Raw genomic sequence first — 13,453 nt, 5'->3', positions numbered from 1 at the left:
TAATTCGAGGGAGAGAGTGCTATGTGACAAAGCCCACTCCCAACCGGGAAGTGGGCTTTTTTATTTGTTCCCCCGGTCGGTAGTGAGATCGAGAAATACGGAGGAACCATGAAACCAAAAACCATTCACATCCAAGACGTTACTTTAAGGGACGGAAACCAAGCGTTAAAAAGACCTTGGACACTTAACGAAAAAATCGAAGTTTTCGACTTACTTGTAAGTATGAACGTAGATGGTATTGAAGTGGGATTTCCTTCTTCCAATGAATCCGAATTTTTTACCTGCCAAGTGTTGTCCAAACGAGCACCAAAGGGCAAACCAATTGCTGCCTTGTCGAGAGCCAATGAAAAAGAAATTGCTGTTACATGGGAAGCCATCCAACAGGCAGACTCACCTCGTATGCATATTGTCTATCCTGTAAGTGACTTTTCCATTAAACATGTGTTAAAGATTTCTGAGAAAGAAGTCCTTCAAAAAATCAAATCTTCTGTTTCTTTTGCACGTTCCATTGTTGGACCCAACCACCAAATCCAATTTTCAGGGGAACATTTTGGAGATGCCATCCAAAACTTCGAATTCACAAAACTTGCATTTATGACTGCTATTGAAGCAGGTGCCAATATCATCAACTTGCCAAATACAGTGGAACGTTATCGCCCGATGGTTTTTGTCAATATGGTAAAAGAAATTAAGGAAACCATTGGAGACAAAGCAATGATTTCCATTCATACACATAATGATTTGGGTATGGCAACAGCTACATCGGTAGAGTCTGTGTATGTTGGTGCAGAACAAATAGAGGTGGCTTTGAATGGACTTGGTGAAAGAGCGGGTAACACTAATTTGTATGAAACAGTGATTGCCTTACACCAAAATGGTGAATCTTTGGACATTCATTTTGATAGGATTTATCCAACTGCAAAACGAATTTCAGAATTAACAGGAATTCCGATTGGAGAAAAAACTCCCATCATCGGGGAAGACATCTTCTCACATCGATCAGGAATCCATCAAGACGGAGTCACAAAAACTATGAACCAAACCAAAGGTGCTTATAGAACCTTTTCACCAGAATTTGTAGGTAGATTTGACAAAGAAACGATCTCGTTCACTAACCAATCTGGCCACAAAGCCATTGAATTTTTGTTACGCCAAAAAGGGATCGAAGTTTCAAAAGAAGAAATTCACCATTTGTTCTCAGTTGCAAAATCAATTTCTTCCAAAGAGAACAATCGAGAAATCACCGAAACAGAGTTAGTGGAACTTAGCCGATCGATTCTCACCTATCAGTGAACAGAGAAGGGTTTTGTCCAGAGAAACTTGAGTCAAATCATCAGGAATCGTTGACAAATCTTTGTCAATCTGCCATAATTTCGAATGGTTTTTCTGGAGGTATCATGGCAGAAACTCTTATCAAACAAGCACGTATTTTTGATGGAAGCACAAACCCATCGTTTATTGGAGATGTGCGGATCAAAGACGGAATTGTGGAGACGATTTCTAAAACTGAATTGAGTGCAAAACCAGGAGAAACAGTCATTGATGCAAAAGGCCAATGGCTCACTCCAGGTTTTATCGATTTTCATACTCATTATGATGCTGAAATTGAAATGGCTCCAGATCTTTCTGAATCTGTAAGACATGGAATTACAACGATTTCTCTTGGAAGTTGTTCATTGAGTTTGGCAGTGGGAGATCCAACAGACCTTGCTGATATGTTTAGCCGTGTAGAAGCAATCCCTAGAAAAAATGTATTATCGATATTAGAGAGTAAAAAAAATTGGAACTCTGCCATTGAATACAAAAAACATTTAAACGATCTTCCTTTAGGACCCAATGTAACATCCTTTGCAGGTCACTCAGCAATCCGTGCTCATGTCATGGGACTAGAAAGATCTTTAACAAAAGGAGAGAAACCAACCAAACAAGAGTTAGATAAAATGAACCAACACTTAGAAGAAGCATTGGATGCTGGTTTTATGGGTTTATCGATTAATACACTTGTTTGGGATAAAATGGATGGTTCCCGGTTTCGTTCAAGACCACTACCTTCAACGTTTGCTAGTTGGAGTGAATACGAATTTTTAAATAAAACTCTTAGGAAACGAGGAAAAATTTTCCAAGGGGTTCCAAACGTTTCCACCAAAATCAATGTTTTGATGTTTTTAAAAGAAGCATTTGGTATTTTTAGAAAACCACTAAAAACAACCATCATCTCCCTAATGGATGTAAAATTTGATCCAGGTTTGTATAAATTATTAGGAGTGATTGGAAGGATTACAAATAAACTTTTCCGATCTGACTTTCGATTCCAAGCTCTTCCTGAACCATTTGATCTGTATGCCGATGGGATGGATGTGGTTGTGTTTGAAGAGTTTGCAGCTGGTGCAAAAGCAAACCATATTGAAGATGAATTGGAACGTAAAACACTAATGAAGGATCCAAACTATCGATCTTGGTTTAAAAGACAATGGACAAATTGGTTTTTACCTCGAGTGTTCCATAGAAACTTTAGAGAAACAAAAATTGTTGATGCACCAGACAAATCCCTTATCGGTAAATCAATCGATGATGTAGCGAAAGAAAGAGGTGTCCATTCTGTGACAGCATTTTTAGATTTAGTCGCTGAACATGGAAACAAAGTTAGGTGGTATACTGTCATGGCTAACCATAGAAAGGAACCACTCCAAAAAATAGTTTCCTATCCAGACATTCTCATCGGATTTTCAGATGCTGGTGCTCACCTTCGTGGAATGGCACATTATAACTTTCCTCTTCGTATGTTAAAACTAGTAAGAGATGCTGAATTGGAAAACAAACCATTTATGAGTATAGAAAGAGCTGTTCATAGACTTACTGGTGAAATTGGTGATTGGTTTGGAATTGATGCAGGTTATATCAAAGAAGGAAAACGTGCTGACCTCGTCCTCATTGATCCAAACAAATTGGACGACTCTTTAGCGAAAGACGTTGAGGCTCCGATGCCGTTTATGGAGGATTTTAAACGATGGGTTCGTCGTAACGATGAAACTATCAAAAAAGTATTCATCAATGGAAAACTGGCAGTGGATGGTGGTAAACCCGTCGCTGGACTAGGAAAAGAACGAGGGTATGGTCGCTTTTTAGAATCACAAATCGGCGTTTAAAAAAGGTTTGAAGTTGGATTCTGGATCGATTAGATTCAGTATCCAACCAAACCATGAAACCAAACTCGATTTCAATTTTTTATTCTTCCTTCCTTCTCACCTTACTACTCTTACACATCCAATGTTCTAGTGCGAGTCGCAGCGAACGAGAATATGCCTCGCGGATTACGGGAGATGAATACGAGGAATCCAAAGCCTCACCAGGTGTTTCTTCCTCTCCAAAACCTGAAAGCAAACCACAAGAAAACAAATCCCAAAAAAGGATGATGATCTATACTGTTGTTGTGAATTTACAATCAAAGGAAATTGAACCAAAAGTATTAGAAATCATCAAATTGGCAGAATCGTTTGGAGGATATGCACTCCAATACAGTTCCCAAGGTACCATCCAGTTAAAAATCCCGCAGGAAAATCTAAAAAACTTTCTCAGCAGTTTAAAAAAGGAATCACATAATTATTCTGAAGATGTTTCTGCCAAAGATGTTACAGAAGATTATTTGGATACAGAGATACGATTAGAAAATGCACAGAAGATGCGGACTCGGTTATTAGAAATTTTAAAGACTGCCAAAACTTTGGAAGAAACATTAAAAGTAGAAGCCGAACTGAATAAAGTATCTGAATCCATAGAACGTTGGGAAGGAAAACTTAAATATTTATCCCAAGCAGTCCAACTCTCCACTGTTACCGTTCATGTAAGGCAAAAATGGGAACCAGTTGTTCAAAAAGAATACCAACCCGGACCAATTGGATATCCTTTCTATTGGTTATACTTGGGACTTGGCAAAGTAAAAGATGGATTCATCTGGTTATTCATCCAAGAAATTCCAAAAGAAAAATAATTTTTAATGTATGAGAAAACTATTTTTCACTCTAACTTTCGTTAGTATTCTTTCATGTAAAATGCCTTTTGGTTCTTATCCTGAACTCACAGGACCCATGGTTGATCCAAGTGGATATTTGCCAATTGATACCAAATCAAAACTAGAAACCATTTTACTGGAAGAGGAAAAAATCACTTCCAATCAAGTTGTGGTTTATATTACAGAAAGTTTAAAAGAAAGTACGATTGAAAAAGAGGCAGTTGCTGTTTTTGAACAATGGAAACTCGGGCAAAAAGACAAAGACAATGGAATTTTGTTGTTACTTGCTCCAAACGAAAAGAAAGTAAGGATTGAAGTTGGTTATGGACTAGAATCAATTCTTACTGATTTAATTGCAAAACGTATTATTGATGAAATCATCATCCCCAATATGAAAGCTGAAAATCCTTCTATGGCGATGATCTCAGGTGTCACTGCCATTTTAGAACAACTCCGGACTCAATCACCAAAGTTAACGAATGAATCCTGTCCAACCCCATTTAGTGATACCAATTCAGAATTACACTCTGATACAATTCCGTACCTCATAAAGGAAACAAAACAATTTCGATCAATCGATTTTAAATTTTGTGTACTTCCATTGGGATCCCAATTGGCTCTAGAGGGAGCAGCCAATCACCTACTCTTACAACGACAAAAATCTTCGCCAAATGTAAGTTCCGTGATTTTTGTCACTTCACCTAAAAATGAGTACAAAGGCACAATTGTAACAAGCCCAGATTTTTACTGGTCCCTTAGCCAAAACAAAATCAGGAGTATCTTCCGTAATCGATACCATGAAAGCCGAACAGGAGATTTTACAAATTATACATTCCGCGCATTTTTAGAACTGTTAGATCATATCCGTCATAATAACAAAATCGAAATCGAAAAAGGCACTGGAATCTATGATCCTTACGATTCTTTAGAACGATTCTCTTTTGACAGGGCGGGTGAAACCATTCGAAAGTTAGAAACAGAATACAAGATTGGAATTCAAATTCTCTTTTTAGATACAAAAAGTGATTTAACGGAAGAAGGAAAAAAATACCACCAATTGGCTTTTGGAAAGTCACCCGGAATCACCTTACTCTTTTCCTTAAATCATAAAAAATTCATGGTTTATACCGATCAAAACTCGATGGTTGAGTCAACAAATAGATCCAATCGTTTCCTCATTGAAACTTCAGAACTGGAGCAAACGATCACAAATGCGATCACATCAGACTTAAAAAGTGCAGACATTGATTGGATCTGCATTCGAGGTGCGGAAGGAATTGACACTTACCTCAATTCACTTCGTTACCAAAAAGATTTTAATTATGAAAATTCATCTCAAACGACATCGTCGAACTCAAGTAAACAAATCATCATGAAGGAACCACATTTTGTGTTTCAATTGTTCTTCATGTTGATGTTTTTTTTCCTATGGATTGGGTTGGTTTCGGGTGAGGGAATTATCTTCTTTTATGGACTCTTTTATGTGATCGGTGTCATCATTCGAACAAAGATGTATCTTTTACCTAATTCGCCTAACATACACGTAATGTTTTCAATGTTGGTTTCAGCCATTTTAACTACGATCTTCATTTTTATCTTTCGGAAACTCGGTTGGTCAACCACTGTCAGTTCCCGCACTCGGGACTTTTTTACAAGTTCCGGTTCTAGCTCAAGTTCGGGATCAGGATCCAGTTACCGTTCCTCTAGTACCTCCTACTCTGGTGGAGGAGGAAGGTCAGGTGGTGGTGGTGCAAGTGGAAGTTGGTAATCAAACTCTAAACTTTGATCAACCTTTGTGCCGAATGGATCATTTGTGATTTCATCCTTTCAATGACCTTGCGATCTTTTGTGAGTGCGTACAAACGTAATCCACCTAAATAACTCATATAAAGTTCATAACTCAGGGATTTTACAAGATCGGGACGTAAACTCGGTTCGAACTTTAGGATACAAATTTCAACAGTTTCTAACACATGTTGTATGGCACGATTTCGATAAGAATCAAATTGGTTCAGGTGGGAAATTTCACCGGAAAACAGTGCAATGGGACAATCTTTTCTAGAGGTATTCCTCTGATTACGAACAATAAAATTTACCCATTTATCAATGAAGTCAGAAAGGTTGTTTGCTTTCCCTAACACTTTTAACATCACAATCCTTTGTTGTTCGGACAAATAGTTTAGGTATTCAAAACCAATGTCATCCTTGGATCGAAAATGATCATATAGAGTTTTTTTATAAGCACCAGCCTTGTCTAAAATTTCTGCGATACCTGTGGCCTGGAATCCTTTCTCTCGGAACAAAGCAAATGAACTTTCTAAAATTTTATCTTTTGGTTTCAAAATGATGACTCCATTCTCTATTTTTTTTCATACTGGTTTGTTGGCAAATTAGAATGAAGCTCTAAAACAGAATTTCCATTTAAGTCCTTGATGGATGTCGACCAATGTAACTTTCCATCTTTCAAAAAGATTTGAATGGTTCCATAGTTTTCATTTTTATATGCACTGCCAATTTTCAATTCGGAATCATATTCCAAGGGTAAAAAAGGAAGGGGCAAATTGAGTGAACTGGATGTGATTTCAATCAAAGACGATTTGTTTGGAATTTTGAATTCATGGATTTCGGCAATATGCCTATCCCCTGATACAAGTAACAAGCCTTTGGTATTCGCATTTTGTAAGGCTAATAATAACCTATCTCTCTCATGTGGAAAATTATTCCATTTTTCAAATGGTTGTTCCGTTGGTAATACTTGGATACTCGATACAAAAATGAGTAAATCAGAAGGTTTTGAAAGTTCTTTTAAAAGCCATTCCCACTGCTCTTTTCCCAAAATGGTTCGAGTTGTATCGGAAGAAGGACTGTATTGGCTTTTTCCAGTCAAATAGGAATAAAAACTCTTTTCTAAAGGAGAACGAAAGTAACGCGTATCGGGAATGATGATATGGATCTTTTTTCCCTGAAAGGGTATCCAATAAGAATAGAAAATGCCTTCGTTATTTTCTGTGCCAACAGAGATTTGTTTTGGCATCATTGGCAAAACGTATTTTAAAAATACATTTCTGGAATTGATTTTATCACTATATTCTGCACCACTATCATTGATCCCATAATCATGGTCATCCCAAGTAAACAGTAGTTTGGTGTCTTTCTGAATGGCCTTCCATTCTGGTCGATTGAATTGTTTTTCATACGCAGGAATTTTATCATTTGCAAATAATTGGTCTGCATAAATGTTATCACCTAACATGATCAAGTAGTTCAATTTTTCTGTTTGGATGGTTTTTAAAATCGGGCTTTCCTTTTCTTGGTGCAAACAAGAACCAAATCCAATCTTTAGTTTTTTTGACTCTTTTGCAAGCAGAGGAATGGTAAGTGAACTAATACAAAGAAGAATGATGAAAAAATGTTTCATTAGAGAAATGATAGAATTTATAGAGTCCTATCTCCTAATAGAAGTTTGGATGGATGATTGGGTACCGTCAATCGTAAATCCTTATCTACCGTAATGGTAATATCCATGCCTTGGGTATTGGTAGGAAGGCCTTGTCAAATAAGGAACAATGGTCGGATATGAAGATTGTCTATAATTCCGGAAGTCTGATTTTCGAAAAAAGGAACCTCTGTATAAAATCTCATTTTGGTAGTAGGTTTCGTTTACAAAAGGTGAATACACCATCCCTGTCATTTGCCATTCAAATTGTGCAGTTTCACCCGAGACGGTCACTTCCGTTTCTTTATACATCATGGATGCGGACCGCACATCACCAACAACACATGGTTCCAATCGGCTTGGCACAGGCCCTTCCATCAAAACCAAACATTCGGAATTGTAACCATACTTTTTTGCAAAGCCTACTGAACTTACTTTGATGGGGATCGCAGGTTCATCCAAAGTTGTATACTCATGGTTCGTTTGCCGACCCGTACAATCGATACAAAAGGCAAAAGTGAAAAATAGAATCCAATATTGAGTCATTTGAATGCCCCTTCATTCATTTCGAATATTGTAAGGTAGGAATCTTTCGATTTTGATTTTGGCTTTGAGACATGGATTGTCGGAGGATATTTTCCTTTAATGATCGGTTATGGAATGGACCTCGTCCAAGTGTGACGTCTTGGTAAAACTCTAAATTGGAATGTCCTTCTAATACATAACTTGGAACATACCATACATGGAGACGACCTTCTACTTTGATCAATCGATCATAATCGACACTTCTGAAATCACCAACAGGACAAGGTTCCATTCTCGAAAATGGAATCGATTCACTTGGCAGGACCAAACATTCCGAATTGTAACCTAAAGCAACTTGCCGGCGAAGGTAGTCGTTTCTCTTTTCTCTTACCGAATCATCAACGATGCCTAAAAATACCATACGGTCAAAACTGGTACAAGAAATGAAACTTAGGAAAATCAAAAAGAGCCACCGCATATAGAAAGTATAACCTCCTAACGGAGGGAAAGCGATGGTAGTTATCCGCATTTGCGGATACTACCTAAAGTAATGATTCAATTCTCTTTATTTGGTTATGGATTTGGAATGAAGGGAAACAAAAGGAAATTATAGTTTTTGGAATTGGATGCGGTAAGCTGTAACCGCTGAGGAAACAGGTCGCCCTTGGCACTGGTACAAATCAGGATCAACAAGTCCAGAAGCCATAATTTGGTATTGTTTTCCCGCTTCGAAATTGATTTCACTCGGTGTGGGATTTTGAGATGAAAAAAGTTCAGTGCTTCCCTCTTTCAATTTTACATGAAAATCAAATGAAAGGGAATTACACTTGGAAGAAGATAAAGTCTGTTTACCAGCAATTGATTGGACCTGGTATTTTCCCGATTTTTCTGCCTGAAGGGTACCATTCACAAGTTGTAGACTACAAATAGATGTTTGCCCTTCTCGTAAAACGAAGGTTACTCCCGCATTTTCACTTGTTAAAAATTGGCATGGTGGATTGGATAATGCAAGAAATACCAAAACATCACCGAGTGGATCACCTGTGATTTTAGTTCCAGGAATGAGGTCTTTGTCTTCTTGTGAAGAACATTGGAAAACAAACAGTAATAAACAGAGATGGATTAAACAAAACTTACGCATACTTTACCTACTTGTCGAATCAAATAGGTAAAAAAATACGAAGTTGGTCCTCTATTGTTTGAGAATGGTAAACTGTTTTCGAATTTGTTCCATCATTTGGATTTTTTCCTGACTCGATTTGTCTGTACTTTCTGGTGCATCTTGTAAAGTTAAGATCCTTGTTCCTTGTTTTGTTGGGATTAGATATATTTCATAAACAAGATCCACACCAGATATTTTCACAAATAATTTTTTTCCTAAGTAGGTCTGATTTCCAAAACGATCTTCTACATCAAAGATTTGTGTATTTTCTTTTCCCATACGATCGGCAAATGCGTTAGTATAATCTTCGATTGTGATCGCCTCGGACAAAACAAAATACATGATTTTGAAATCATTACCAGACAAAACCCAACTTTTATCAATATCGGATTGGATATCAGCTTCCCAAGTAAAGGAAGCCAAATAGGAAAACTGAATTCCACCATATGAAAACTCTTTCCATTTACCTGCTTTCAGTAATAGATTCAAATTTTGGAAATTTCCATTTACTTTTTTAGGAATATCAGCGATGAGATCATAGTCCTTTCCATTGATTTGGAGTGTATATTGAACATTTGGTTCTTTACTTTCATCAATGGCAAGGAGAGGGAAAATAAGAGTTAAAAAACTAACAAAAAATAGATGTGAATATTTCAATGGTGACCACCTGACTTTCACATCATTTCGGATTGGTTTTGATTTGTAAATAGAGGTTTTCCTTTTTTTAAAGCCCACACTCTGTGTCTGATACACAAGCTAGTTTACTCATAAAACATTTGTCACTATTGGAGCAAACATGAGGTGATGGGCCCTTACAAGTTGACGTAGCAGAGATCTCACGACAGGTTCGGTTGTTTTTTTCTTCACTCGTTAGAACAATGAGTTGGAAATCAGAATGGATTTTGAGTTTTGGATTCGTTTTTAATGAAGCTGTCACTTGAAATGGTTGAAACAGTTGATTGGTAGAACTCGTTGGGATTCCTGTAACAATTCCCGTCTTGGTATCGAAAGAGATTCCACTCGGAAGCTCAGGTTCAATTCCAAAAACAATTTCTCCCAGATTTACTAACCCTTGTAAGGAAGGATTCAATTCCCTTGGTTCAAAATTTACGATCTCTTGGTTGGTTTCCAAAAAGTAAGAACGGAAGGAATAATAAAACGAACCGAGACATGGTAAAAATCGATTTTCTTTTCCTTTCGAAGGGATAACAAAAAGAACTTCTAAAATGGGCTTGGAACACCGTTTCACTTGGGCCTTAATTTCATCATCAGAAGTGTTTGTAAAGGAAACATACTTTTCTCCACCTTCTCCCCATAATTCATTCGGTGATAACAAGTGTAGATTTTTTCCTGTGATCACAAAGTTAGTATTTTCCAAAAGTACATCGGGAGTGATGGAGTGGATCTCAAATTCATTCTCTAATGTTGGCTTGTCTGGTTCATTCGGTGTTTCAACTTGTGGAACTTTGACAACAAGTAGGATTCCTTCCATCCAACTAGAAAAATTTGTATTCGAATTGTCGGAACAATTAAGCAAAACGAAAACGAATGAAATCATCACGATAATTTTTGCATAACGATTGTTATAGATTTTTTTCCCCATTTGTTGTACCACCTTGTAACACAATGGGGTAAATTTTTCGATCGGCTGGTTTCAAAAAAGATGGGAAAATTTCATTGACTCAGGAGTTACAAACTGAATCCATTTTCCCTTATGCCTACAGAAATTACAATTAACGCGATCATTACTTCCGATCGAAAAAAAGTTTGGGAATATTATACAAACTCAACTCACATCACATCATGGAATTTTGCAGATCCCTCTTGGCATTGTCCTGCTGCAAAAGTGGACTTAATCGCAGGTGGAAAGTATTTTGCAAGAATGGAAGCAAAAGATGGAAGTTTTGGATTCGATTTTGAAGCTATTTTCGATGAAGTGAAAGATTTTCAATCTTTGTCATACACAATGCCTGACGGACGAAAGGTTAAAGTTCAATTTTTGGACAAATCTCCAAATACGGAAGTGATTGTTGTTTTTGATGCTGAGAGTGAAAATCCAATAGAAATGCAGAGAGATGGATGGCAATCGATCCTAAATAATTTCAAACACTATGTTGAATCCAATTAAAATTTGATTCCTGTTTCATTTCCAACTAACAATTCTTAAATCAAGATGAACCCCAACAATCCAACTCTTAATTGGATTGTTGGACAAAGAAACTCAATCGGTTTCTATGTATTTTTTCCACCACCGTTCCAGAAGATTTGGTTCCTTTAATTTTACCAATTGTCCAAATTTTGGAGTCATCAAATCAATGTTATGCTTTTTTGATTCTCTTTCAATGTTTTCAGCTGGTTCATACCAACTATGAAGGGATAAATTAAACATCCCCCAATGTACAGGCACTAATCGTTTTCCTTTTAAATCTAAATGAGCTTTCGCAGTTTGTTCCGGTAAAACATGAACTGCTTCCCACATAGGATTGTATTGTCCATTTTCAATGAAGGTTAAATCAAATGGACCAAAGGTATCACCAATTTGTTTGAAGTGGATGTCGTATCCAGAATCTCCACTAAAATAAAACCGTTCCTTTTCACCAATCACTGTCCAAGAAGACCAAAGGGTTTGGTTCCCATTCATCCCTCTCCTTCCGGAAAAATGTTGTGCAGGTGTACAAACAATTTGAATGTTTCCTATGGTAAACTTTCCCCACCAATCAAGTTCGGTGAATCGATCTTCTGGGATTCCCCATTCTTTTAAGTGAGAAGTAACACCCAGTGGGGTGAGAAAACGAGTTTCTTTGGTTTTAAAGAATTCAATCGTTTCCATATCCAAATGGTCATAGTGGTCGTGTGAGATTATGATATAATCGATTTTTGGCAATTCTTCTAACTTCACAACAGCATCTTGGAATCGTTTGACCATAATGGCAAAAGGAGCTGCCGACCCAGAAAAAACTGGATCAAAAAGTAAAATGGTACCTTCAATGTTCACAAGGAATGTAGAATGACCAAACCATATAAATTTGATACTTTCGTCAGGTTTTAAAAATTCCTGAAAGTCAGGTTTTTCTTCAGGTAATTTTACAGAAGGTTTCTGGTATTTGTCTCCACCAAACATAAACTTAACAAAAAGTGAAAAGAAGTTTTGACCCTCTCTCATTTTCTCCAGTACATCTGGTCGTCGATTTACAAACTGTTCTCGTGAGTGATCGTAATGGGTTGATTTTTGAATCAATTCCTTATGGGGGCCCTCTGGGTCTTTTCCAAACGCCTTACATTGTACAAATGAAATAGAAAATAAAACTGCGATTGATAAGGAAATAAGGATGGTAGGCAAAGAAGTTTCTCCAAACACGGCTGTTACAATTAGACATTTTGTATTTGGAAAAAATGATTTCAAACTTATCTTGTAAGATTTTTTAGATTTTCTTTAGCCTTTTCATACCAAAACCCAGATTTCTGCATCTCCAAAATGGATCTCAAAAATTGAATTTCTGCTGATTTTTGATTTTTGCCAAATTGAGGATCAAAGATTATTTTTTCTTGAACAGGATCAATCCGTCTATGGTAGAATTCTGAGTCGTCCGAGATTCGGTTGAATTCAACGGAAAAATTCGAAGTGCCAGAAATTTGATTTGTTTTGATTGTAAAAATTCCTAGAAAAACAATTTCTCCCGGTGTCCCTTTGATTTTCAGTGTATTCACACTTTTGAATGGGTTTAGCCTTGAATTCATGTTGATTCTACATTTATCTCCGCAACTCCGAGTCCAATTCAGTTCTCGAATCAAATATTCTTTGTCACCATCTAACTTGTTTGGATTAAAAATTGATTTTTTAGGATGATTGGAAAATGAAACGTAAGATTCTTTTTCTTCTTCAAAATAATAAAAGGAAGTTTTAATATAAGAACCTCTGTATATGTCCAGAGATGGATTTAGTTCTACAATCTCGTCTATTTTTACATTTTCCCCTAATAATGGTTGTAGGCTAACATAACTAACCGCAATCGCAAGATTATTTCGTTCTGTCTCATCTAATAATAAAAATCCGACTAGAGTGTTTTTTGCCTCGGATTTTGGATCACTCGGATCAAACACTCGTTCTGTTGTCGCTTTACACCCTGCAGAAATCAATAAGTGAGTGAGAATGATGATAATGACTGAAGTTATACGGTAAAATGCCATGGTAGAATATAATGTTTTGCAAATTAGATGTGTCAACAAAAAATAACTTGCCATTAGGCGGGGAGTACTCATTCTTTGGCGATGCGTTCTAGAGTTGGATTCTATTTTTACATACTTTGTTTGTTATTCATTA

Annotated in this window: 14 protein-coding genes; 5 read left to right on the top strand and 9 right to left on the bottom strand. The window is 36.8% G+C overall.

Going from position 1 to position 13,453, the window contains the following annotated elements; translation table 11 throughout:
- The first annotated feature begins 108 nt into the window (after positions 1-108).
- From leuA2 to ND812_RS08095, 4 genes are all read left to right on the top strand, one after another.
- Positions 109-1,293, top strand: coding sequence for a 2-isopropylmalate synthase LeuA2 (gene leuA2, locus ND812_RS08110; RefSeq protein WP_265375036.1), 1,185 nt, complete (start codon positions 109-111; stop codon positions 1,291-1,293).
- Positions 1,294-1,397: 104 nt separating this feature from the next.
- The gene (locus ND812_RS08105) at positions 1,398-3,146 is read left to right on the top strand and encodes an N-acyl-D-amino-acid deacylase family protein (protein ID WP_265375035.1); all 1,749 of its coding nucleotides are present in this window, start codon (positions 1,398-1,400) and stop codon (positions 3,144-3,146) included.
- A 53-nt stretch (positions 3,147-3,199) separates the two neighbouring features.
- Complete coding sequence (locus ND812_RS08100; RefSeq protein WP_265375034.1) at positions 3,200-3,988, top strand: DUF4349 domain-containing protein; 789 nt, start codon at positions 3,200-3,202, stop codon at positions 3,986-3,988.
- A 10-nt stretch (positions 3,989-3,998) separates the two neighbouring features.
- Complete coding sequence (locus ND812_RS08095; RefSeq protein WP_265375033.1) at positions 3,999-5,777, top strand: TPM domain-containing protein; 1,779 nt, start codon at positions 3,999-4,001, stop codon at positions 5,775-5,777.
- 7 nt (positions 5,778-5,784) lie between these two features.
- On the opposite strand, the gene ND812_RS08090 is transcribed toward ND812_RS08095, so the two are convergent.
- From ND812_RS08090 to ND812_RS08060, 7 genes are all read right to left on the bottom strand, one after another.
- The gene (locus ND812_RS08090) at positions 5,785-6,351 is read right to left on the bottom strand and encodes a TetR/AcrR family transcriptional regulator (protein ID WP_265375032.1); all 567 of its coding nucleotides are present in this window, start codon (positions 6,349-6,351) and stop codon (positions 5,785-5,787) included.
- A gap of 17 nt (positions 6,352-6,368) precedes the next feature.
- Positions 6,369-7,427, bottom strand: coding sequence for an alkaline phosphatase D family protein (locus tag ND812_RS08085; protein ID WP_265375031.1), 1,059 nt, complete (start codon positions 7,425-7,427; stop codon positions 6,369-6,371).
- Between the two features lie 81 nt (positions 7,428-7,508).
- Positions 7,509-7,991 (bottom strand): hypothetical protein, encoded by a 483-nt coding sequence (locus tag ND812_RS08080; protein WP_265375030.1) that lies wholly within the window; start codon positions 7,989-7,991, stop codon positions 7,509-7,511.
- Positions 7,992-8,007: 16 nt separating this feature from the next.
- The gene (locus ND812_RS08075; RefSeq protein ID WP_265375029.1) at positions 8,008-8,499 is read right to left on the bottom strand and encodes a hypothetical protein; all 492 of its coding nucleotides are present in this window, start codon (positions 8,497-8,499) and stop codon (positions 8,008-8,010) included.
- A 78-nt stretch (positions 8,500-8,577) separates the two neighbouring features.
- On the bottom strand, positions 8,578-9,111 hold the full coding sequence (locus tag ND812_RS08070; protein WP_265375028.1) for a hypothetical protein: 534 nt from the start codon (positions 9,109-9,111) through the stop codon (positions 8,578-8,580).
- 51 nt (positions 9,112-9,162) lie between these two features.
- Positions 9,163-9,789 carry a hypothetical protein gene (locus ND812_RS08065; RefSeq protein ID WP_265375027.1) on the bottom strand — a complete coding sequence of 209 codons (627 nt, stop codon included), beginning with the start codon at positions 9,787-9,789 and terminating at the stop codon, positions 9,163-9,165.
- 67 nt (positions 9,790-9,856) lie between these two features.
- Positions 9,857-10,735, bottom strand: coding sequence for an Ig domain-containing protein (locus ND812_RS08060; protein WP_265375026.1), 879 nt, complete (start codon positions 10,733-10,735; stop codon positions 9,857-9,859).
- Between the two features lie 111 nt (positions 10,736-10,846).
- Here ND812_RS08060 and ND812_RS08055 point away from each other — a divergent pair, with 111 nt between their 5' ends.
- Entirely contained in the window at positions 10,847-11,260 is a 414-nt protein-coding gene (locus ND812_RS08055; RefSeq protein WP_265375025.1) for an SRPBCC domain-containing protein, read from the top strand.
- A 93-nt stretch (positions 11,261-11,353) separates the two neighbouring features.
- Here ND812_RS08055 and ND812_RS08050 read toward each other — a convergent pair whose 3' ends face one another.
- Both ND812_RS08050 and ND812_RS08045 read right to left on the bottom strand, forming a co-directional pair.
- Complete coding sequence (locus ND812_RS08050; RefSeq protein WP_265375929.1) at positions 11,354-12,463, bottom strand: MBL fold metallo-hydrolase; 1,110 nt, start codon at positions 12,461-12,463, stop codon at positions 11,354-11,356.
- 74 nt (positions 12,464-12,537) lie between these two features.
- Positions 12,538-13,320, bottom strand: a complete 783-nt coding sequence (locus ND812_RS08045; RefSeq protein WP_265375024.1) for a hypothetical protein — start codon at positions 13,318-13,320, stop codon at positions 12,538-12,540.
- Positions 13,321-13,453: the final 133 nt, after the last annotated feature.

The organism is Leptospira limi, assembly GCF_026151395.1.
Taxonomy (GTDB): Bacteria; Spirochaetota; Leptospiria; order Leptospirales; family Leptospiraceae; genus Leptospira_A; species Leptospira_A limi.
The sequence above is the reverse complement of the archived record's forward strand: the minus strand, read 5'-3'. Positions and strand labels throughout refer to the sequence as shown.